General features: G+C 35.8%; 19 protein-coding genes, 1 tRNA gene and 1 pseudogene. 10 read left to right on the plus strand and 11 right to left on the minus strand.

Annotated elements, in window-relative coordinates; genetic code table 11:
- From AC1DVP_RS09870 to AC1DVP_RS09885, 4 genes are all read left to right on the plus strand, one after another.
- Positions 1-2,564 (plus strand): beta strand repeat-containing protein (locus AC1DVP_RS09870; protein WP_477183307.1); only part of this gene is annotated, 2,564 nt, incomplete at its 5' end.
- 98 nt (positions 2,565-2,662) lie between these two features.
- On the plus strand, positions 2,663-3,916 hold the full coding sequence (locus AC1DVP_RS09875; protein ID WP_477183308.1) for a gliding motility-associated C-terminal domain-containing protein: 1,254 nt from the start codon (positions 2,663-2,665) through the stop codon (positions 3,914-3,916).
- A 108-nt stretch (positions 3,917-4,024) separates the two neighbouring features.
- On the plus strand, positions 4,025-4,933 hold the full coding sequence (locus AC1DVP_RS09880; RefSeq protein WP_477183309.1) for a PorP/SprF family type IX secretion system membrane protein: 909 nt from the start codon (positions 4,025-4,027) through the stop codon (positions 4,931-4,933).
- 33 nt (positions 4,934-4,966) lie between these two features.
- Complete coding sequence (locus AC1DVP_RS09885) at positions 4,967-6,892, plus strand: OmpA family protein (protein WP_477183462.1); 1,926 nt, start codon at positions 4,967-4,969, stop codon at positions 6,890-6,892.
- A 602-nt stretch (positions 6,893-7,494) separates the two neighbouring features.
- On the opposite strand, the gene AC1DVP_RS09890 is transcribed toward AC1DVP_RS09885, so the two are convergent.
- The 9 genes and pseudogenes from AC1DVP_RS09890 to AC1DVP_RS09930 form a co-directional block, all read right to left on the minus strand.
- Positions 7,495-8,577 (minus strand): hypothetical protein, encoded by a 1,083-nt coding sequence (locus AC1DVP_RS09890; RefSeq protein ID WP_477183310.1) that lies wholly within the window; start codon positions 8,575-8,577, stop codon positions 7,495-7,497.
- Positions 8,578-8,585: 8 nt separating this feature from the next.
- Positions 8,586-9,602, minus strand: a complete 1,017-nt coding sequence (locus AC1DVP_RS09895) for a hypothetical protein (RefSeq protein WP_477183311.1) — start codon at positions 9,600-9,602, stop codon at positions 8,586-8,588.
- Positions 9,603-9,608: 6 nt separating this feature from the next.
- Entirely contained in the window at positions 9,609-10,655 is a 1,047-nt protein-coding gene (locus AC1DVP_RS09900; protein WP_477183312.1) for a hypothetical protein, read from the minus strand.
- Positions 10,656-11,505: 850 nt separating this feature from the next.
- A tRNA-Tyr gene (locus AC1DVP_RS09905) sits at positions 11,506-11,586 on the minus strand.
- Positions 11,587-11,769: 183 nt separating this feature from the next.
- Positions 11,770-12,156, minus strand: a pseudogene (locus tag AC1DVP_RS09910) (TlpA family protein disulfide reductase); the annotation flags it as partial.
- 18 nt (positions 12,157-12,174) lie between these two features.
- Positions 12,175-12,939 (minus strand): DUF4369 domain-containing protein, encoded by a 765-nt coding sequence (locus AC1DVP_RS09915; RefSeq protein ID WP_477183313.1) that lies wholly within the window; start codon positions 12,937-12,939, stop codon positions 12,175-12,177.
- Positions 12,940-13,170: 231 nt separating this feature from the next.
- A complete protein-coding gene (locus AC1DVP_RS09920) occupies positions 13,171-13,389 on the minus strand; it encodes a hypothetical protein (RefSeq protein WP_477183314.1) in 219 nt (72 codons plus the stop codon).
- Positions 13,390-13,556: 167 nt separating this feature from the next.
- On the minus strand, positions 13,557-13,997 hold the full coding sequence (locus AC1DVP_RS09925; RefSeq protein WP_477183315.1) for a KTSC domain-containing protein: 441 nt from the start codon (positions 13,995-13,997) through the stop codon (positions 13,557-13,559).
- A 168-nt stretch (positions 13,998-14,165) separates the two neighbouring features.
- Positions 14,166-14,411, minus strand: coding sequence for a hypothetical protein (locus AC1DVP_RS09930; RefSeq protein ID WP_477183316.1), 246 nt, complete (start codon positions 14,409-14,411; stop codon positions 14,166-14,168).
- 310 nt (positions 14,412-14,721) lie between these two features.
- Here AC1DVP_RS09930 and AC1DVP_RS09935 point away from each other — a divergent pair, with 310 nt between their 5' ends.
- Entirely contained in the window at positions 14,722-15,267 is a 546-nt protein-coding gene (locus AC1DVP_RS09935; RefSeq protein WP_477183317.1) for a hypothetical protein, read from the plus strand.
- Here AC1DVP_RS09935 and AC1DVP_RS09940 read toward each other — a convergent pair.
- Together AC1DVP_RS09940 and AC1DVP_RS09945 are read right to left on the minus strand one after the other, a co-directional pair.
- Positions 15,264-15,659, minus strand: coding sequence for a response regulator (locus tag AC1DVP_RS09940; RefSeq protein ID WP_477183318.1), 396 nt, complete (start codon positions 15,657-15,659; stop codon positions 15,264-15,266). The two genes, AC1DVP_RS09935 and AC1DVP_RS09940, sit on opposite strands and share 4 nt — an antisense overlap.
- Positions 15,656-18,499: a PAS domain S-box protein gene (locus AC1DVP_RS09945; protein ID WP_477183319.1), complete on the minus strand. Its 2,844-nt coding sequence runs from the start codon at positions 18,497-18,499 to the stop codon at positions 15,656-15,658. Before AC1DVP_RS09945 ends, AC1DVP_RS09940 begins: the two co-directional genes overlap by 4 nt.
- 269 nt (positions 18,500-18,768) lie before the next feature.
- On the opposite strand from AC1DVP_RS09945, the gene AC1DVP_RS09950 reads away from it, so the two are divergent.
- The 5 genes from AC1DVP_RS09950 to AC1DVP_RS09970 all read left to right on the plus strand — a co-directional run bounded on the left by AC1DVP_RS09950 (position 18,769) and on the right by AC1DVP_RS09970 (position 21,684).
- Positions 18,769-18,921, plus strand: a complete 153-nt coding sequence (locus AC1DVP_RS09950; protein WP_477183320.1) for a hypothetical protein — start codon at positions 18,769-18,771, stop codon at positions 18,919-18,921.
- Positions 18,914-19,162, plus strand: coding sequence for a hypothetical protein (locus tag AC1DVP_RS09955; RefSeq protein ID WP_477183321.1), 249 nt, complete (start codon positions 18,914-18,916; stop codon positions 19,160-19,162). Before AC1DVP_RS09950 ends, AC1DVP_RS09955 begins: the two co-directional genes overlap by 8 nt.
- 28 nt (positions 19,163-19,190) lie before the next feature.
- The gene (locus tag AC1DVP_RS09960; RefSeq protein WP_477183322.1) at positions 19,191-19,571 is read left to right on the plus strand and encodes a YchJ family protein; all 381 of its coding nucleotides are present in this window, start codon (positions 19,191-19,193) and stop codon (positions 19,569-19,571) included.
- A gap of 11 nt (positions 19,572-19,582) precedes the next feature.
- Positions 19,583-20,371: an META domain-containing protein gene (locus tag AC1DVP_RS09965; RefSeq protein WP_477183323.1), complete on the plus strand. Its 789-nt coding sequence runs from the start codon at positions 19,583-19,585 to the stop codon at positions 20,369-20,371.
- A 194-nt stretch (positions 20,372-20,565) separates the two neighbouring features.
- A complete protein-coding gene (locus AC1DVP_RS09970) occupies positions 20,566-21,684 on the plus strand; it encodes a vWA domain-containing protein (protein WP_477183324.1) in 1,119 nt (372 codons plus the stop codon).
- Positions 21,685-21,868 lie beyond the last annotated feature (184 nt).

A 21,868-nucleotide genomic window follows, 5' to 3' on the forward strand; every position in this document is an offset into this window, starting at 1 on the left:
GAACCAATGGTGTWGATGGAATMAACGGAACRAATGGWRTTGATGGMGCAGTWGGTCCWCAAGGTATAGCCGGAACTAACGGTGTTGACGGAACGAACGGAACCAATGGAGTTGATGGCGCAGTTGGTCCACAAGGTTTAGCCGGAACTAACGGTGTTGACGGAACTAACGGAACGAATGGAGTTGATGGCGCAGTTGGTCCACAAGGTATAGCCGGAACTAACGGTGTTGACGGAACTAACGGAACGAATGGTGTTGATGGCGCAGTTGGTCCACAAGGTTTAGCCGGAACTAACGGTGTTGACGGAACTAACGGAACGAATGGAGTTGATGGCGCAGTAGGTCCGCAAGGTTTAGCCGGAACTAACGGTGTTGACGGTACTAACGGAACCAATGGAGTTGATGGCGCAGTAGGTCCGCAAGGTTTAGCCGGAACTAACGGTGTTGACGGTACTAACGGAACCAATGGAACCAACGGAGCAGATGGTCAGGGTGGTGTAACTACAGCAGGAACCAATATATCTGTTACCGGATCAGGAACTGTAGCCAGTCCTTATATTGTAAATGCTATTATACCTGCCACTACAAATACTTTAACGAATCCGAATAATACGATTACTTCGGTTGTAAATGGAGTGAGTGCTACAGCTCCTGCGGTGAACACTGTGTCAAATACTTTTATCCCGGCTACCAGCTTGTTGTCAACCACCGTGAATGGTGTAACTGGTGCAACGGTAGATTTAAGTGGCATTGCCGGATGGAAACTTCTCGGTAATGCGGGAACCACCGCAGGTACCAATTTTTTAGGTACCACCGATGCCCAGGATTTGGTACTGAAGACCAACAATGTAGAAAAGGCAAGATATTACGCTGCCGTAGATGCCAACAACCAAATAGCCAGTATTACAGGGGGTGATGCTCTTGTTAACGGAGTTACCGTAGGACGTGGCTTGGGGAATTTAGCAAGTAATACTGCTGTTGGGGCTTCTGCACTTGCATCCAATACCACAGGGGAGCGAAATACCGCTATGGGTAGTGCTGCACTTACAGCCAATACCGAAGGGGTTGAGAATGTTGCAGTTGGAAGTTCTGCGCTTTCCTCTAATATCGATGGAGGTGATAATACCGCCGTTGGGTTTAATGCGCTTCTATCCAATATCGAGGGGTGGGATAATACTGCAATTGGATATGAGGCACTTAGAGCCAATATTGGATATGATAATACTTCCGTTGGGTTTCAAGCACTTTATTCCAATACCTCAGGGAGTAATAATACCGCCCATGGGACACAATCGCTTTACAATAATATCACGGGAAGTTTTAATACGGCCACTGGGGTTCAATCACTTTACTCTAATACCATTGGGGCTAATAATACTGCCACTGGGTTTCAATCGCTTTACAAGAATACCACGGGAATTTTTAATACTGCCACTGGGTTTCAATCGCTTTACAATAATACCACTGGGGAGAGTAATATAGCCAATGGGGTTTCTGCGCTTATCTTTAATAGCACCGGGTCAAGGAATATCGCTATAGGGGTTTCTGCACTTCAAAACAATACGACGACAGATAATAATGTGGCCATCGGGTATGAAGCGCTTACCAGCAATACCTCTGGGGCAAATAATACTGCCATTGGGACTTCTGCCGGTAATAATGTTTCTAGTGGGAACAATAATATTGCCATAGGTAATAATGCCCAGGTACCAGTAGGTTCTAACTCTAACCAATTAAGCATTGGCAACAGCATTTATGGGCTTGATATGGGTTTGACCACGGCCAAGGTGGGTATTTCAACTAATGCTCCAACTGAAACTTTGGATATAGGTTCAAATGGGGTAAGAATTCGTGATATTAACACCGCCACTTATACAGGCGTGGGTACAGAAAGGGTAGTTGTGGCTGATGCAACAGGAATATTAAAAACGGTAACTGCTGCAAGTTTGGCTCCAGCCACCACGGTATCAAATACGTTTACGTCGGCTACCAGCTTGTTGTCAACAACGGTGAATGGTGTAACTGGCGCCACGGTAAATTTAACTCCGCTTAAAGTTGAGCCTTGGTTTAATCAAAGTGCTGTGGGTACTCAGGCTACGCTTAATACTGATAATATTTATACCATGGGTAAAGTAGCTATCGGACAAAATGCGATGTTTGGCCTGMCTGCTGATGAAATGCTTGCCGTAAATGGTTCTATTAGAACAGCAAGCAGTGTTTATGCCGATTATGTATTTGAAGATTACTTTACAGGATCATCAGCCATAAAGGGAGATTATAAGTTTAAATCTTTAACTGAAGTAGAAAATTATATTAAAGAAAACAAACATTTGCCGGGTGTAACTTCTATTAAAGACCTGGTAAAAACAAAAGATGGATATTCATTTAATTTAACAGATTTATCAGTGCAGTCTTTAGAAAAATTAGAAGAATTATACTTGCATGTAATTGAGCAGCAAAAACAAATAGATGCTAAAAATAAGGAACTGGAAACACTTAAAGAAAATGCTAAATCAATGAACGAACGATTGGAGAGACTGGAAAAATTATTAATAGAAAAATAGCATTTAAGACGGACAATTTTTCTAATGATTATTTGTCTTAAAGAGGCATATTAAAATCATGAGGATTTCTTTTTTGAAAGCTAATTAAAAAATAATTTATGAAAAAAATAATTGGCATTTTTTGCATACCTGGCTTGTTCTTAAGCGGGGTCTTAAAAGCCCAAACCGTAAACACCGGTGATTTATATATTACTCCGGGTACAATTATGTCTACAGTAGGGGCTATGGATAATAAAAGTACAGGCAATTTGTTGAATGATGGTGATTTTTATGTGTATAGCCATTATAATAATGATGGACTTGTAACTTTTACATCAGGATCTAAAACGGGCATAACGCGCATGCGAGGGCTACTTGGCTATCAGGATATATCGGGTAATATGCCTATGGAATGGTACGATGGAGAGTTTTACAATAGTAATGTACAACCCGCTTTTCATTTGTCTAATGCCGTAAGTATATTCGGAACATCAGATTTCCAGCAGGGAATTGTAGATGATGATAATTATGGAGGATTACTCATTTTTGAGAACGCAGCAAACCATATTAATGTTGATAATAACAGTCATGTTGACGGTTTTGTCCGTAAAAACGGAAATGATGCCTTTCAGTTTCCTATCGGAGATAAAGGACAGTTCCGATATGCCTCTATATCAGCGCCAGACAATGCTTTGGATGCTTTTAGCAGTAAATATTTTCTGGAAAATTCAAATGCGTTATACCCTCATGCGGATAGAACAGGAATAATTGATTTAATTGATAATCAGGAATATTGGACAATTGACAGGACGAATGGGGATAGTCCTGTTCTTTTGACCTTATCATGGAATGAAGATACTACTCCGGCTGCTATATATGCGGCACCTTATGAGGAAATCCATATTGTCCGTTGGGATGCCAGTCGGAAATTATGGATTGATGAGGGGGGTGTAGCTAATCCTGCGGCAAAAGAAGTTACTAATGTGGTAACACCGTCAGGATATGGAGTTTTTACTTTAGCTCGGGTTTTTGGAGAGAAAATCGTATCGCCTTGCAACGCCTTAGTTGTTTATAATGCATTATCACTTAACGGTGATAATAAAAACGAATATTTTAAAATTGATGGTTTGACGGAATGTTCAGGTGATAATACAGTTGAAATATACAATCGCTGGGGAGTAAAAGTTTTTGAGACCCGTAATTATGATTCCAATGGAAATGTCTTTAGAGGATACTCTGATGGCAGGGTGACTGTTTCCAAAAATGAACTTTTGCCGGCAGGTACTTATTTTTATGTTTTGAACATTAAGTATTCGGGTACCAAACCCCAAACCATAAAGAAAGCGGGATATTTATATATCAACAGAGGATAATTTTGTTTAAGAGACTAAAAATTAAAAAAACTAAACCAAAGGCACAAATAATATATTTCTGAACTATGATTGGGCACCGAATAGTGACGAATTATTAAACATAAAAAGATGAAAACAAAATTTTTGATAGTGGTAATTATGCTAACAGGATTTCTTTGTAATGCACAGCAAGATGCCCAATACACCCAGTATATGTACAATACCATAAACGTTAATCCGGCATATGCAGGCTCAAGAGGTGTTTTGAGCGCTTTTATTTTACACCGTACACAATGGGTAGGATTGGATGGGGCACCGGTCACCAATGCTGCTTCTGTCAATACGCCACTCAATAGTCATTTAGGACTGGGAGTGTCTTTTGTAGATGATCGTATTGGACCAACAGTAGAGAACACAGCTTCAATAGATCTGTCTTACACGATTCCGGTTTCAGAGGAGTTTAAGTTGTCTTTTGGAATCAAAACAACTGCTAATTTTTTCAATTTAGATATTAATAAATTAAATCCTGAATATCAGGGAGATGAAGAATTTCAGAATCTGCATAATAATTTTACCCCCAATATAGGGGCCGGACTTTATCTTCATTCGGATCAATCCTATTTTGGAGTATCGATTCCCAATTTCTTTGAAACGAAACGATATAACGATAATGCAGTAGCCATTAATAAAGAGCATATGAATTTATATGTAATTGGCGGGCACGTATTTGATTTGAGTCCGGATATAAAGTTTAAACCGGCTTTTTTAGCTAAAACCGTAGAAGGAGCGCCATTACAAGTAGACCTCTCGGGGAATTTTTTGATAAACGAAAAATTTGTAGCGGGAGTGGCTTATAGATGGAGTGCCTCCGTAAGCGCTATGGTAGGATTTCAGGCAAGTGATTCCTGGTTTATTGGTTATGGCTATGATTTAGAAACCACAAAATTAGCCAATTATAATTCAGGTTCTCACGAAATATTTTTGCGTTATGAATTATTCAATCAATATGATAAAATTATATCTCCAAGATTTTTTTAAAACATCCTAATCATGATGAAACCACAAATACAAATGTTAATCCGGAGTGCTTTTTTGAGTTTAATTGTTATTCAGGGATATGGACAAAAAGCAAGGATAGCTTCGGCCGACAAAGAATATAATAATTATGCCTACATAGATGCAATAAAAACCTATGAACGCATCGCTGACAAAGGATACCAGACTGCAGAGCTGTTTCAAAAGCTGGGAAATGCTTATTATTTTAATGCCGAATTTGTTAAAGCAGAAAAATGGTACAGTGAACTCTTTGCAATTAGCAATGACCAGGATCCGGAATATTATTACCGTTATGCACAATGCTTAAAATCAGTTGATCAATATGATAAAGCTGATAAAATGATGTCTAAATTCAATGAAAAATCAGGAAATGATGAGCGGGCAAAATTATTTGCCAAAAACAGAAATTATTTAGAAGTAATCAAGGCCAATTCAGGTCGCTATACCATCGAAGATTCCGGGATTAATTCGGAATTTTCAGATTATGGAAGCTCTTTTTCGAATGATAAACTAGTATTTGCCTCGGCAAGAGATACAGGTGGTGTTTCCAGGAAAGTATTCAAATGGACAAATCAATCGTTTACCAATTTATATGAATCAGCTGTAGAATCAAACGGAAAATTAAGCCAGCCTAAACGTTTTCAGAAGAGTATAAATTCTAAATTTCACGAATCAACGCCTGTTTTTACCAAAGATGGCACAACTATGTATTTTACAAGAAACAATTATTTAGACGGTAAAAAAGGTAAAGACGGCAATAAAGTTATCCTGCTAAAAATATACAAAGCTACTCAAAAAGAAGGCAAATGGACAGATGTTATTGCATTGCCATTAAACAGTGATCAGTACAGTATGGCACATCCTGCACTTAGTCCTGATGAGAAAACATTATATTTTGTATCAGACATGCCAGGCAGCTTAGGACAATCAGATTTATTTAAAATAGCCATCAACAAAGACGGAAGTTATGGCGCTCCGGTAAATTTAGGAACTTCTGTCAATACACCGGGAAGAGAAACATTTCCGTTTATTAGCGCTGACAATGAATTATACTATGCGACAGATGGGCGGCCGGGATTAGGAGGATTAGATATTTTTGTATCCCAAATAGGAGAAGACGGAGTACTATCAGAATCTCAAAATGTTGGGGCACCTGTTAATGGCAGGACAGACGATTTTGCATTACTGATAAACAATGGGAGCAGATCGGGTTTTTTTACTTCCAATAGAGAAGGAGGTAAGGGATATGATGATATTTATAAATTTAAAGAAACCAGAAAACTAATTTGTGAACAGGAATTGTCAGGAGTAGTAACGGATCTGGATACTGGCGAATTATTACCTAATACTGAGGTGATACTGTTAGACCGTAATTTTAAAGAACTAAAAAGGGTATCCAGCGATGATAAAGGCTATTATGTATTTGAAGCAGCCTGTGGAGAAACATATTATGTGCGATCCAATAAACCGGAATATAATACGAATGAACAGAAAGTCAGTGTTGCTAAAGAAGCAGGAAAAACGGATGTGCCAATAACATTAGAGAAAAAAGTTAAACCGGTAAAAGTAGGAGACGATTTAGCCAAAGTATTCGGAATAAAGGTTATTTATTTTGATTTAGATAAATCATTTATCAGGAAGGATGCGGCCTATGAACTGGAAAAAATCCTGATTGTGATGGAACAAAATCCAATGATGAAAATCGATGTCCGCTCGCATACTGATAGCCGTCAGACTCATAAATACAACGAGGCTTTATCCGATAGAAGAGCAAAATCTACTATTGCATGGTTGGAGAAAAATGGAATTGATTCAGCCAGATTAACAGGAAAGGGTTATGGTGAAACGCAGCTGGTCAACAAATGTGCCGATGGAGTTCCGTGTACCGAGACAGAGCATCAGGCGAACAGACGCAGTGAGTTTATCATTACTTCGATATAATAAAATTAAATTTATGGATTATGAGTTGTTATTTTATTATAGCAGCTCATATTCCTGTTTTTTATTCTTTCATATTAATCTACAATTAAATCAATCGGGTAAAAGAATTTCCAAATTACCATGTTCCTTCCAGTTTGAGTAAAATTAAATCAATAGAACTCGTAACTAGTTTTTGATTTTAATTTTTTTACCAGTGATTCTTGTTCTAAGTAGGATTGTATTGAAAATAAGACAAAAATTAGAATTAAAAAAGGTTTACACGTCACTTCGAGCGCGAAGCGTATCGAGAAGTTTTACTACGTACTTCACTACTCAATTTTTTTTTAAAATAGAAGAGTTTTTTTTGAAAAACATCGAACAGTAAAAGTTCTCTACATTCAAATTTGTACACTGAATCTATCAAATAAGATTCTGAATAAGGAATAGTTCCTGGATAATTTAACGGATATATAACTCAAAAAATATTAATTTTAAAGTGTGTAAATCGCTGAAGATGTACAATTTATTTAGTAAAATAAATCCATTTTCATCAATTTTTTTTCTCCTCAATTAGCTTTGAATAAAGAGTTTAGGTGATTTTTTTTGCATGAGTATGAATAATTTTATTGACCCAGATAGACAAAATAGTTAAAATTTAGTGTCTGGGGAGTTATACTGAAAGGTGTGTTGTTACCTCCGGAATTCAAAGAAAAGGTATGACTATGAGAAGTAAAAGCTGTGGTTTGCGGATAATTTGCTGTTGTAAACCTAGGGCCGGCCAGCCAGAATACATGGATATTATTACCCCCGGTCACGGAAGGAGAAGTAATTCTTGTATTTTGAAAAGTAAAGGTGTGGGTATGTGCGCCTGCAGCATTTGCGGTTGCTGTTAAAGTAGTGCGTACAGCAGGCAAGCCTATGGGTACATGGGGCAGGTTGCCATTTACCAATGCTACTGTATTACTTCCTGCTGTATTACCCGTTGTAGAAGTTGTTCCCATCGAATATCGGTCGGTTGCATTGGGAAGATTGGTAATGCTTCCAAGTGTACTGGTTGCATTAGCCTGTGCATTGGCAGGAAGGGTACTGATGCTTCTGCCATCCAGTAAATACCAGCCATCATGATCCGTTGTTGAGTAGGAAGGCTTAACATCTCCGTAATCAAAAAAAACATCATTATGCAGCAATACACCATTTGAGTCGGAAATTACAGCTTTAGCTGTTGCTAAAGCCTGGATTTTTACATTTCCATTTACATCCAGTGTATTGGTTGGTGTATTAGTATTGATACCCACAACAGGATTGCTTCCACTGAGATACAGTAAATTAGACCCAAAATTTAAAAACTTTCCATTCTGGTCCACTATCCTTTGTGAGGTTAAGGTGCCGTCGATGGTATAAATATTAGCTGCAACGGCTGAGTTTCCTGCAATAGGTACCCAAACCCCGGATTGATAAAACCAAAAACCCACTTTGTTAACAACAGTTCCATTAGCTGAAAGGGAATATACCAATTCAGATTCATCCGGACTGGCAATGGCTTCAACCTGAAGTGCTGTCATGCGGGGAATTAATATCCCGTGAGCAGTAGAGACAATATCCAGTGCTGCTTGCGGATTGGTGGTGCCAATACCCACAGGAGTCCCCTGTGCATAACAGAATGCCCCGGTTAGTATGATGTATAAATATAAAATGGCTTTTTTCATAGGTTTTATTATTGACTTAAATAAATGAAGTAAGTGAAGGTAATATATTCAGGCAGGATGCTGAAAGGAACGTTACTTCCTCCCGTAGCGAAACTAAGAATATGAGTATGGTCAGCAGCTGCATCAACAGTAACATTGTTGGTGCTTTCAACAGGGCCGCCAGTCCTGACAACCAGATTGTTTCCACCTGCGGCATAGTCCATACCCCATCCACCACTACCAAAAGTATGGGTGTGGGCGGCAGCGGCACTAGTTGTGGCACTCATGGTAAAGTTAGGCATATTGCCCTTTATTAATGTATAGGTATTAGCACCTCCAGTAGCAAATGGGGTTCCTTGTTTCATCATGCGGCTGTCGGCATTAGCCAATGTACCGCTAAGTCCTATGGCAGCCGCATTAGTCTGAGCCGCTGCAGGGAGTGTATTGAGAGCGCGTCCATCCAGTTTATACCAGCCATTGTGATCGGCTGTGCGCAATGACTCCTTGACAGTTCCGTAGGCAAACTTGGGACCAATAGTAAGTGTTCCATTTGCCAATGCCACTACATTTCCTGCAGTCAGGTTTCTGACACGTACATTGCCTTTGACCTCTGTCGTGGCGGTGGGAGCATTTTCGCCGATTCCAATTCGCTGGGTTGCAGCTTTTAGTGCGAGCTTGTTTGGATCAAAATTTAAATTGTGACTATTTAGATTTACTGAGCGATCAGATGCCAGTGTGCCATCGACGGTGTAGATATTCTGTGGGGTTGGGAGACTAGCTTTTAAAGGTCTCCAAATCGCACCATCATAATACCAAAATCCGATATCATTAATTGTCGTTCCGTTAGCAGTAGTAGCGTAGACAAGCTCTCCAAGAGCCGGTCCGGCAATATTTTCAGCCTGAATTGCTGTCATCCTTGGAATCAGTATTCCACTGGTAGTTGAAACAACATCCAGCCTGGCCTGTGGCGTAACAGTATTGATTCCGGTCTGGGCTTTGACGATTGCCATCGCAAACAACAGAAATAAAGTGAATTTTTTTTTCATAATCCTTTATTTTCCTAAGTAGATAAAATAGTTAAATTGAATATTGGAGGGATTTAAAGCAAAAGGTGTATTGGAACCTCCTGAAGGCATTGTTACTGTATGAGAATGCGCTCCGTTACTAGAACTGGTATAGGTCTGATTGCTGTTTGTAGATCCTGCTTGAGACCCTCCCGCTAATTGCATCCCCCAAGTGTTACCGGGAGCCGTATTAACAGCATTAGTTCCCGGAGCTGTAAATGTATGTGATTGGGACAGCGTGAAGGTTCCGTTATAGGTAATATTTGGGAAATTAGTTTGTAGCAGCGTAACACTTGCTCCTCCGGTTATTGTACCGGGTGTGCCTTGCTTCATGTACAATCCTGCCGCATTAGGCAGGTTTCCCGAGATACTTAATGCAGCAGCCTGTGTTTGTGCATTAGCAGGTAGTGTGTTGATAGCGCGCCCATTTAGTAAATACCAGCCATCATGGTCAGCAGAAAGATAAGAAAAACGGATGTCTCCATATTTATGAACGAGCCCGTTATCATTAGATAGTTCTCCCTGCGCTGTAGTCACCACATTGCCCTGAACTAGATTACGGATTCTCATAGAGCCGTTTACATCCAGGTTTTCTGTTGGCAAATTTGTATTGATTCCGATGTTGCCAGAGCTTCCATTGATAAAAAGTTTGCCTGCCCCAAAATTCAGGTTTTTACTGTTGAGTGTAACGGTTCTGTCTGCGAGCAGGGTTCCATCAGTATTGTAGATGTTTTGGCCTGTGCTGCTTACAGTGATAAGAGGCGCCCAAACTGAGCCAGTGTAATACCAGAATCCGGTCTGGTTAACAGTAGCACCTGTAGCCGATGTGCTAAAAACCAATTCGCTTTCATGTGGAGAACTGATTTGTTCTATTTGTAAAGCTGTCATCCGGGGAATCAATATTCCGCTTTCTTCAGATTTTACCTCAAGGGCTGCCTTTGGGTTAGTCGTTCCCATGCCTGTCTGAGCGCTCATAAGGTCGGTTAATCCAAGGAAGACAAACAATAACATCATTTTTGTTTTCTTAGCTTTCATGTTTTTATATTTATTTGACCAACTATAATGCTGGCTTATAATCACTACATTATTCAAAACTTTTATTCATTTTGGCGATACTATAAAAAAAGAATAATCTCGTTTTTTGAAAATATAACGGGAAAAATTATTAGATGGGTTTCTTTAGAATAGAGAAGCTATAAGTTAATTCTTAATCCAGAGATAAAATTACTTATAATGAAATCATAAAATTGTAGAATGTTTAATGGTGTAATGTAGAATTAATTCTACATATAAAATAAGTTAAAAAGACCTCATTCTTAGCAAATAAAGACTTAAGGCGGTTAATTAAAAACCAGATACAACCTGTTTTTTATTAAAAATTAAGTCTTAAAAATACTTTTTCAGTAGCCTCCTAATTGCAGTCGGAACTTTTTTCTAAAGTGTGAGCGATTTAATTTGTGTTTTACAAATTATTAAAAAATATAAAATAAGCTTACTTGTGCTGTATTATTTTGGAAATTACTATTGATATCTTCAGTTTTTATTTTGGTAATAACTGTCAAAGACATGTAATATCAGGTATCAATTCTAGTATCATTTAGAACCCCTGTTTTAAGACCAATAGTAATGGGCTTTCGCAAGCTACTTAAAAAAAGGGTTACCTCTGTATTTACAGGTACTGAGATGCAGTTCTGTGGCACATTTTGCTGATACCCAAATGTGCCACGATTGTGCCACAAAACTTTTGGGTGTTTTTATAAAGATTGAAAACTGCCTAAAATGAAAAAAACCTGCGAATCCTTGGATTTGCAGGTTTTACCACGTTTTTTATGGGTTTTTGAAAAGATTGAAAAAGCTGCCTTTTTACTTTCTTTTACCCTTTTTGTGGGGAGAGCAGGATTCGAACCTGCGAAGTTCACACAGCAGATTTACAGTCTGCCCTCGTTGGCCGCTTGAGTATCTCCCCAAGCCTTATTTGGTAACGCTTATTGCGTTATCCGGGTGCAAATATAGACACAGTTTTTAGTTTTACAAACTTTTTTTGCACTTTATTTTGTTATTATTTTAGTATTATTTTTAACACATTGGTATTGAATAAAATAAAAAATCTCCACATGGGAGATTTTTTATTTTTGAATACTAAAAAGGATTATTTTCCCAGTAATTCTATGATTTTTGCTTTAAGTTCATCGCCTCTTAAATCTTGGGCAACTACATTTCCTGATTGATCAAGGATAAAAGTTGCTGGAATTGATTCTACTTTGTATTGTTTTGCTATTGGATCTTCCCAGCCTTTAAGATTCGAAACCTGTGTCCAAACTAATTTGTCTTTTGCAATAGCTTCTTTCCATTTTACTGGATCTTCATCTAAAGAAACACCAATTATATTAAGACCTTTTGAATGCAGTTCATTATAAATGGCAACTACATTTGGATTTTCTCTTCGGCATGGTCCGCACCACGAAGCCCAAAAATCGACAATTGTTACTTTTCCTAAACTTCCTTTAAGACTAATTGTTTTGCCTTGTGGGTTAGGAGCAGAAAAATCGGTTCTTCATTTTGCAGGAGCTGCCACCGGAGCACTTGGTGCTGCAGTAGCTCCAACAGAAGGAAGTTTTAATGCTGCAATTTTTGTTTTTACAGATTTACCGTGTTTAGAAATTTTTAAAGCCTCATCAAGACTATTGAACATGGTTTCAATTTTTTTAGAATCTACTGTTGGATCATTACTCATTCCTTCAATAATTAATACACTGATAAAAGCTTTTGGATGCGTATTTGCATAATCAACATATTTAGATTTTGAAGTAGCACCAATTTCAGTTTGAATTTTTGTGTATTCTTTCATTAAACCATTGATAGTTGCTGTATCTTTAGTTTGTTGAGCCATTTGCATTTTTTGCATATTAGCTGTTTGAAAGTCCATTAAAGGTTTTTGTATTTTAGTAATTTCTTCATTAAACTTCACATACTCGTCATTATTGTAAGTACCAGAAATTTTAGATTTTTGAATAGTATCTTTGTTTACTACAACTGTAATATCACCGTTTTCTAAGATAAATGGAATTTTACCTTGTGCTCCTTCAATTTGTAATGTATGAAAAGATGGTTCAGTTACTTTTCCTTTGATTTCAAATTTTCCGTTTTCTATTTTTACTGTATCTACAGCAATTAATCCCATTCCTTTCTCATCTTGAGTTTCTAGGATAACTGTTTTACCATTTTCAAATCCAGCAGCAGTTCCTGAAATTGTGTATTTGTCTTTGCTACAAGATGTAAGTAAAGCTGTAGCGGTAAGAAATAAAATAATTTTTTTCATTTTTATTAGTTAATTGTTTTTAAGGTTACAAAAGTATTTAAATTTATAAATTAACAATAACTTTAGTCCCTAAATTTATGTTATAATTTTTTACTCTTTTGGCTGTTCAAAAACCTCTAGAGACACGGTTTATGATTTTTTGAGAATAATTATCAGCCATAATTACTGTCAAAAGAGTTACTGGGTATTTTTTCTTACTAGGTAATTTTGTTTTTAATGGTTAATATTTTTTTACGAATTATATTCAAAAAGATGTGATTCCAGATGCTCAATTTCATTGAGAGTAATTGTAATATCTAAATTTACAATTCTTAAATCTTTGTGCAAGTGTGTACAAATAGGGTTTGATTTTAATTTAAAATCAATTTCATCTTTAAGGTTTCTAAGTTTTTCTATTGTTCTTAAGGCATTATTATATTGCCTTTGATACAGGGTGATTTGGTCTTCCATTAGTAAGTTTTTTATTAATTTGGGTTCACAAATATATTAATAAACTTGTTAAATAAATGTTAATTAAAGTTAATTTTGAATTTTGTTCACTTAGTATCAAATTTTTACGATTTATGGCATAAAAAAAGCACTCTGATTAGGAGTGCTCTTAAATTTCATTTTAAAATTTATTCTTGGTTCGTTGTTTTTCTCCAAGGATATGCATTAAGAATGTGCCTTTTTGCGTAACGTCCCGGTGAATCTGCATTAACCATTTTTATATAAATAGCTTTAGGAACACTAATGTATTCGTAAACGCTTCCGTTTGAGAAATTGATAATCAATCTTCCTTCAACGAATTTGTAGTCTGTAATGGTTGTTGTAGAGATTGTCTCAGTATATTCAGGTAAAAGTTGTTTAATTGTCTCTGCATTGATACTTACCAAGAAGTGGTAAGCTTCAATTATTTTCTTGCTATTTTCTTCGGCTTCTTTTAAACCAGTATCATCACCTTGGAATTTATCAGGATGCGCGTCTTTCATCGCATTGCGATAAATGGTTTTCAATTCTTTAAGCTCTACTGTTTTTTCTACATTTAGTAGTTTGCGGTATTCAACTATTTTTTTCATAAATAAGGTAACTACTTGTCTTTTACTATTAAACCAAATTAAAGTGGTTGAAAATTGACAATTTTTTGCAAAGGTACACTTTTTTTTAACTTTTCCTTTTAGACCAAAAAAAAAATCAAAAAAAGTACTTTTTTGATTTTTAGAAATCTTTTTTATAAGTATAAAAGCCTATTGTTGAGGCTTATTGTTTGCTTTATCAAAGTTTTTAGATTTTTTGGGATATTTATTATAACTGATATCGCTTGGGTTTTCAATAACGCTTTTTATGGTAATCCAATCGCCGAGGTTGTGTTTTTGAGCCATTTTATAGTCTAAAAGATATTCACCACAAAAAAAGTTTTTGTTTTCATCTTGCTCCATTATTCCTGTAAAAATGCCTTTTTGCAACATTTTTTCTTCACCTGCTTTGGTCATAATCTGTTTGTTTTAATAAAAATTCGTGTGGCAAAGTTAGCTAATTAATTGGGATTTAACATGAGATTTGAAAGTGAAATGCTTTTCGGAAAATGAAAATACTCGCCGTTAACCGAAAAATAGGATTGCGGACGGGTGAGGGATAAAAGCTGGCTACCGAAGTAGCGCGGATAGCCCGGCGCTATAAAGGAAAAGGACCAAATCACCGCTATGAATAATTAGGTTCTTTTCCTTTATGGTGACACCCCATAATGCTCGTGATACGGAATTGATTTGGTATATACTATAGTTTGCAGCTACCTTTGTTTTTATGGAAAAAATATTTCGCCCGAGTCCAAGATCATTTAAAAATACATTTTGTGTTTTTCATGAAGTTTTACCTAGCAGAATTGAGGGAATGCCTGTGCAGTATGACAGCCAATCCGGCAGCAAGTATTTTTACACAAAGGAGGGAATGTACCGTTTGTCTAATCATTGGGGGCGTTTGGCCAACAGCAAATGGCGATTGGAACCGATGGAACCTGAGACAGATTCTAAATTTAAAATAGGTTTTGCTTCATGGAATGAGTTTTATCCAGATAATGCAGACGAGGAATTGTATTATCTGGAAGCCAATTACGAAAAAAAAACGGTGAATTACCAGCACCGGAACAATCCAAATTATGATTCGAAAGCTATATTGAGAACGAGTTTTGCTACCGCAAAAAGAATCAAGCAGATTCGGAATTTATTTGAATTGACTTCGTGGGCTAAGTATTTTGATTATGATGATATTGACGAACTGCGCAAGGAAATTATAGAAGAGCTAATTTTTACCAATAAGACATTGGAGGAAATAAAAAGACATATAATTTAATGATTTGCGGCTATTAATATTAAGTCATTGGCATTGACTGGTTTTGATAAATAAGCAATAATTTCGGAATAGTTTTTTGCTTTGCTTTTGTCTTCTAATGCAATGGACGAACTTACAATATATATTTGTATAGAGTCATTTATTTGGGATTTTAGCAGTACCATTTCTTCCATAAATTCCCAACCGTCCATAATAGGCATATTAATATCCAAGAGAATTATATTGGGAGGCATTTCATTAGTTTCTAATGTCTTTTTTAATGCATCGATGGCATCCTTTCCATTTGTAAAACTGGAAACACTAGAAAACAACTCGGATTTTTGGATTATTTTATTAACGATAATTTGGTAAATCGGATCATCATCTATTACCCATATTGTTTTTAAACTCATAAGATTTCAATTTTAAATGTTGTTCCTGCATTGGGTTCGCTTTCTACAGTTATAGAGCCACCCATTGCTTCTATTTGATTTTTTGTTATGAATAATCCAACTCCTTTTGAAGTTGGGTCGTTACTGAAAGTTTTATACATCCCAAAAATTTTATTGCTGTTTTTTACCAAATCAATTCCAATACCGTTATCAGATATTTCTAAGTAATTTTTATCGTTTTCTATTATCCATTTTAAAAATATAATAATTTTTCGTTCTGGATGACCATAACGGATTGCATTTGAAATCATATTATAGAGTATGCTTTCCAAATAGGCCGGATTATAATTGATTGTCAAGTCTTCAGGAATTTGATTGAAGATTGTTACTTCTTTTGAAATGATTTGCTGGGAGAATACTTTCATCACATTCTCAATGTACTCTTTTAAGTTCAATGATTGGATTACTAAGCTTACATTGGTACGTATATTGATTACTTCATTTAAGTGCAGCATTGTTTCGTTAAGCAGGCCGGAAACGGAAATCAATAATTGCATCATTTGTTCTTTTTCCTCTTGTGTTTCTGAAGCTTGAAGCAAGGTAACGATTGAGGCTATATTACTGGTGTGAGATCTTAAATTATGAGAGATTATATAGGAAAAATTTAATAGTCTTTCATTTTGCTTCGATACCAAATTGAATGAATTATTCAAATCATCTTCTATGTTTTTGGATTTTGTTATATCAATCATGATTCCGTGCAGGCTCGTTGGTTTACCGTTTTCATAAACAATATTGACCATATCCCGGAGCCATATAATGGCTCCGTTCTTACAGATCATTCTGTATTCAAAATCGTGATTTAAAAGCTCATTTGTTTTTTTTGTACAATATTCCAGCGCCCAGTTTCTGTCATCGGGATAAATATGATCTTTCCAAAAGTTTGGATCACTTAGCCATTCCTCTGAGGTAAATCCTAAAATTTGTTCGACTTTTTTACTTACAAAAGTAAATCTAAAGGTTTTTATATCGCATTCCCAAACAATTCCGTCTATGGTATTAATAAGGGCTTCAATTTTTTTCTGGGAGTTAAGAATTGTTTTTTCATTTTTTTTTCGAAAAGTAATATCTTCAGTGGAAATAATCATGCGTTCCATTGTTTTTTCATACTCCCGTATTGCATTCCATCTAAAATGAATATCGATTGATTCTCCTAAACTGTTCTTAATTTTGGTATCGTAAGCTAATTGGTTGTTATTTTGTGTAACAGCAATCAGCTGTTTGATGAAATCGTTTATAGTTTCTGTATCAAGCACTTGATCTAAATTGTTAGCTAATTCCTGTACTGTGTTTATATGAAGAAGCTGCAGGCATTTATAATTTACTGCTATAATCTTGACCAAACTAAAACATTTTAGTACCACGTCCGGATTCTCATTAAAATATTTTTCAACATTAGCAGCTTTTTTACCAACCAGATTTAGATCCGTGAGATAATTTTTAATTAAGGATAAATCAACTTCCCACATAGGTATGGGGGAATTGTTAAAGAGGTTTTTAAATTGTTTTTCGCTTTTTTTAAGATCCTCCAAAATTTGTTTTTTCAAGGTGATATCTTCTACAATTGCAATGTTTGTTTTTCGGTTATTAGTTGTTCTGGAAAGAGATGAAACAATTAAATTCACCCAGATAGTTACATTGGATTTAGTTATGTATCTTTTTTTTGCAGTATAATTTTTAATTCTTTCCTCTTTAAGGTCATTTATATTTAATTCTGTTTTTAGTGAATCTTTAGGATGTGTGATAGACTGATAATTTTTGGTTTTCATTTCTTGTTCAGAATACCCCATTAATTCACAAAATTTTCTGTTGATTTCCAAAAAATTTCCTGTTTCATCATCTACAAGAGCAATTCCTAATGGAGCCTGATCAAAAATAGTTTTAAATTTAGTCTCACTATTCTGCAGTTTTGAAGCCTGAATATTTACTAAGTGCTGTAATTGTCTGGGTCTGTATAACAAGACAGTGATAAAAGAACCTAACAGTACTGCCAGGATAAAACCTAGAAATGAGGGGAGATAAAGAATAGAGTAATGATTATTTTGTTTTTTTGCAATCAGATATAATTTCCAGTTTCCATCTAGAATCTTTGTTGAAATCTGTTCTCCTCTATAAATATCTTTCTTCTTAGGAAGAAAAAAATCTTCTTTTTGGGTGTTAGGGTTTATTTTTGAAAACTGAAAATAATATTTATTAGTATCAATTGAATTAATTCCTGAAACTTTTAATAAATCTTTGAATTTAATTACGACTGCTGAAAATCCCCAAAATTTATTTTTTTTGTAAACCGGCAATCTGCCAACAATACCAATGCCACCCTGTTTCAAAACCAAAGGGCCGGCAAAATACATTTTTTTATTCTCTAAAGATTTTAATGCTTCTTTTCTAACGTTTGGAGTTTTAAAAATGTTAAGATTTAAAGCAGATTTATTTTCCTCTAAAGGATAAATATACTTTATAACTCCATTTGGCACCAGCTGGACTGCGCTAATGTAATTATTAGAAACTAAAAGCTTTGAACTTATGGATTCAAAATTATCAGGGATCCCATTGTCATTGATTGTTAACGCTAGCGTAAGGGTAGTTGTGTAACAGTTTTTTAGGCACCGCTCAATATTTTGATGCAAATTCTCAAGAGTTACGCCCATTTCTCGGCGCTCATTTATTTTAATAACCTGATAACGCTGAAAAATTGAAAGTACAACACAAAAACTAAGGATTAAAAAAATTAAAAATCCTGTAGTTTTAGGTTTTGCCGAAAACCATCGAATATAATTGGGCCATTTCTTTTTGTACTCCATTGAATATTATACTGTAAGTTTTAAAAAGGTGTTTTTGGGATAAAAAAGCTAAATTTATAAATCTTTAAAGATACCATTTCTAAGATTATAGAAGTAAAAAATACTTGTTTTATTTTTAACATTAAGCGCCAAAAGAAATAGTTTATCCAAATAAAATAACATTCATCTCAATAATAAAACCGAACTTTGCCAGCGTTCTTTTTTGTAACGAATTGAAAGCAAGATTCTGGTTTTAATAAAAAATTCGGAATAAATAAAATTGAAATACAATGAGCCGAAACAACGAAAGAAACATCAAAAAGCACAACGATAAACTGCACAAAGCACAAGACAAGGCCAAGAAAGCAGTGATGGATCGTAAAGAAAAACTAAAACAAATCACTAAAAAATTCAATGAAGGAAAATCTTCGGAGAATGAGTAAACAAGAAACCATGGACAAGAATAAATTTAGCGAATTAAGAAATGGTGTTCAGGAAATAATTGATTTTATTTCCAGCAAAAATGCCAAGGAAGCCAATAATAAATTGGTGGAGGTTAGCGAAGAATTAGACGAAATGCTGGATCATGCCGAAGAAGATGAAGATCTTATTGAGATCAGTAAATATCAAGTATTATTGAATCAATTGCAGCAAAGAATAGTTATGCTTGACGGTCATATCTAATCCCTTTATTGATCTTTTTATATAAAATATGAATTTAGAAAAATGTTATTGCGGTTCTTCTGAATCTTTTGAATCGTGCTGCAACCTTTATATTAGTGGAACCCAACAGACACTAACGGCTTTAGCATTGATGAAATCCAGATATTCGGCTTATGCCTCTCATCAGGCTGATTATTTATTGGCAACAACGCATATTTCTGAAAGAAAATATTATTCACGGGAAGAAATTTTGCGTTGGGCAACAGCTAATATATGGCAAAAACTCGAAATTATCTCTGCTACAGAAAATACTGTGGAGTTCAAAGCGTATTACATCGATGCTAATAATGTGAGTCAGGTACATCATGAATTTTCAACTTTTAAACAGGAAAATGAGTGCTGGTTTTATGTGGATGGAAAGTTTAAATAATCCAAAAAATCATGAAAAAATGGTTTCAGTTATTGGCAGCTTCCATAGTTTTTGTCGGATGCAAAAGTGTTAGTACTACTTCCAATGGATCTGTAAAAGCTGATCCCGCTTTTGCCTACAAACAGCAAATGGAGAATTTGGAGAAAGGCATTTATTTTAGAGGAAATGGCAACGAATCGGATTGGAACTTAAAAATATCCGAGAAAATCATTGAATTCACTTCTTTGATTCCCGGTTTTGAATCTTTGACAGGCAGTCACGTTGAGCCACTTCATGCTATGGATGCCAATGTCAAAATGTATCGGGTTACGGATAAATTGGTCACAATGATTATCCAGATTATGCAGCAGGAATGCATCAATACCTTATCTGGTGAAAAATCATCTTATTTCGTACGAATTGAAATTGTGAAAGATAATAACTCAACTTTTTTGAATGGTTGCGGAAACTATATTACCGATTACCGTTTGCACGATATTTGGGTTTTGGAACAATTGAATGGAGAAAAGGCGAGGACTGCAGATTTTTCAACAGAATTGCCAAACCTTGAAATAAACAGTTCTACCAATCAATTTATGGGTTTTGCAGGTTGCAACAGAATGAACGGAACCGTTTTCTTCGAAAGAGAATTCCTTCGGTTTACTAACGCCATCACTACTCGAATCGCATGCGGTGAAAACAATAAAGAAAACGAATTCCTAAAAGCATTGCAAAGCACAACCACTTATAAAGTAGAAAACTTACGATTGATACTTACCAATCAATCAGGTAATGAATTGATTTTTAAAAAAGTAGATTGATTTATGAGTGAATAGTATTAGTGAGAAGTAATTAGCAATTCCGCAAATAATAAATTCTTTCCATTTTTCGAAAGATCTTTTATAATATATTAATGGTATAGTTAGCTATTCACTAATTACAAAATAAGGCTTTTAACTTAAAATTATAAAATCTTAGTACTGAGTTCATTTAAAAATAATCTAAATTTATATTTATGAACACTACTATAAAAAAGGGATTCTATTTTAAAAGCTACGAAGCTCCGTTTCAATCTCCATTTGATAAACTTTTTGCTATTTTCAAAGAGCTTATCACGCACACTTCGGGAGATTTTGATGAAGCTGTCAGTTGGTTGCGCGAATTGGATAAAGAATACAAACTAACCGAGCCATCCTATACCATCGATGATTTTATAGAAGATTTAAAGAAAAAAGGATACATTCGGGAAGAACTCAAAGATGACGGAACTTCTGGCATTGGAATTACCGCCAAAACCGAGCGAGCCATTCGCCAGCAGGCTTTGGATAACATTTTCGGAAACATTAAAAAGTCGGGGAGCGGTAATCACAAAACCAAACACATTGGGAATGGCGACGAGCATACAGGAGAATTTCGGGAGTTTCATTTTGGAGATGCATTAGAACGTATTTCGCTGACCGAAAGTTTGAAAAATGCACAAATCAATAATGGTGTTGCCGATTTTATGCTGACCGAAAATGATTTGGTGGTCGAAGAAACCCGATACAAATCCCAAATGAGCACCGTTTTGATGATTGACATCAGCCACAGTATGATTCTGTACGGCGAAGACCGCATAACTCCCGCTAAGAAAGTGGCTATGGCTTTGGCCGAATTAATAACTACCCGTTATCCAAAAGACACGCTCGATATTCTCGTTTTCGGTGACGATGCATGGAGGATTTCCATTCGGGATTTGCCTTATCTCAAAGTTGGTCCCTTTCACACTAATACGGTTGCCGGTTTGCAGTTAGCAATGGATTTATTGCGCAGAAAACGGAATACTAACAAACAAATTTTTATGATTACCGACGGTAAACCAAGCTGTGTGAGGGAAAAAGACGGTTCTTATTATATGAACAGCAACGGTCTCGATCATTATATTGTCGAAAAGTGTTATACCCAGGCACAGCAAGCCCGAAAACTGCATATCCCAATAACCACTTTTATGATAGCCAATGATCCATATCTGCAAAAATTTGTAAATAAGTTTACCGAAGCCAATCAGGGAAAAGCCTTCTATACCGGATTGAAAGGTTTGGGCGAAATGATTTTTGAAGATTATGAAACCAATAGGAAGAAACGAATAAAATAGTTATGAGTTATGGGGATTGTTTGGAGCAGTAAAGATTTAGTTTTTTTGAAAACATCGTCCCGCTCCGTTGCAATCTTATAAGCCAAACCCCGGCTTATAAGGATTTTCACTTCAATCGGGGCTAAAGGGAAAGATTGGGCATATTTGCTATTATAAAACAAACAAAATTAATCAAATCAAAATT

This window comes from Flavobacterium sp. P3_A6 (genome assembly GCF_056403035.1).

Bases quoted from the DNA above. Each gene is read 5' to 3' on its own strand.
- AC1DVP_RS09965 (WP_477183323.1), top strand. From the start codon at position 19,583: ATGAAAAAATGGTTTCAGTTATTGGCAGCTTCCATAGTTTTTGTCGGA.
- AC1DVP_RS09945 (WP_477183319.1), bottom strand. From the start codon at position 18,499: ATGGAGTACAAAAAGAAATGGCCCAATTATATTCGATGGTTTTCGGCA.
- AC1DVP_RS09875 (WP_477183308.1), top strand. From the start codon at position 2,663: ATGAAAAAAATAATTGGCATTTTTTGCATACCTGGCTTGTTCTTAAGC.
- AC1DVP_RS09895 (WP_477183311.1), bottom strand. From the start codon at position 9,602: ATGAAAAAAAAATTCACTTTATTTCTGTTGTTTGCGATGGCAATCGTC.
- AC1DVP_RS09970 (WP_477183324.1), top strand. From the start codon at position 20,566: ATGAACACTACTATAAAAAAGGGATTCTATTTTAAAAGCTACGAAGCT.
- AC1DVP_RS09920 (WP_477183314.1), bottom strand. From the start codon at position 13,389: ATGGAAGACCAAATCACCCTGTATCAAAGGCAATATAATAATGCCTTA.
- AC1DVP_RS09935 (WP_477183317.1), top strand. From the start codon at position 14,722: ATGGAAAAAATATTTCGCCCGAGTCCAAGATCATTTAAAAATACATTT.
- AC1DVP_RS09955 (WP_477183321.1), top strand. From the start codon at position 18,914: ATGAGTAAACAAGAAACCATGGACAAGAATAAATTTAGCGAATTAAGA.
- AC1DVP_RS09885 (WP_477183462.1), top strand. From the start codon at position 4,967: ATGTTAATCCGGAGTGCTTTTTTGAGTTTAATTGTTATTCAGGGATAT.
- AC1DVP_RS09960 (WP_477183322.1), top strand. From the start codon at position 19,191: ATGAATTTAGAAAAATGTTATTGCGGTTCTTCTGAATCTTTTGAATCG.
- AC1DVP_RS09880 (WP_477183309.1), top strand. From the start codon at position 4,025: ATGAAAACAAAATTTTTGATAGTGGTAATTATGCTAACAGGATTTCTT.
- AC1DVP_RS09950 (WP_477183320.1), top strand. From the start codon at position 18,769: ATGAGCCGAAACAACGAAAGAAACATCAAAAAGCACAACGATAAACTG.
- AC1DVP_RS09925 (WP_477183315.1), bottom strand. From the start codon at position 13,997: ATGAAAAAAATAGTTGAATACCGCAAACTACTAAATGTAGAAAAAACA.
- AC1DVP_RS09930 (WP_477183316.1), bottom strand. From the start codon at position 14,411: ATGACCAAAGCAGGTGAAGAAAAAATGTTGCAAAAAGGCATTTTTACA.
- AC1DVP_RS09900 (WP_477183312.1), bottom strand. From the start codon at position 10,655: ATGAAAGCTAAGAAAACAAAAATGATGTTATTGTTTGTCTTCCTTGGA.
- AC1DVP_RS09915 (WP_477183313.1), bottom strand. From the start codon at position 12,939: ATGAAAAAAATTATTTTATTTCTTACCGCTACAGCTTTACTTACATCT.
- AC1DVP_RS09940 (WP_477183318.1), bottom strand. From the start codon at position 15,659: ATGAGTTTAAAAACAATATGGGTAATAGATGATGATCCGATTTACCAA.
- AC1DVP_RS09890 (WP_477183310.1), bottom strand. From the start codon at position 8,577: ATGAAAAAAGCCATTTTATATTTATACATCATACTAACCGGGGCATTC.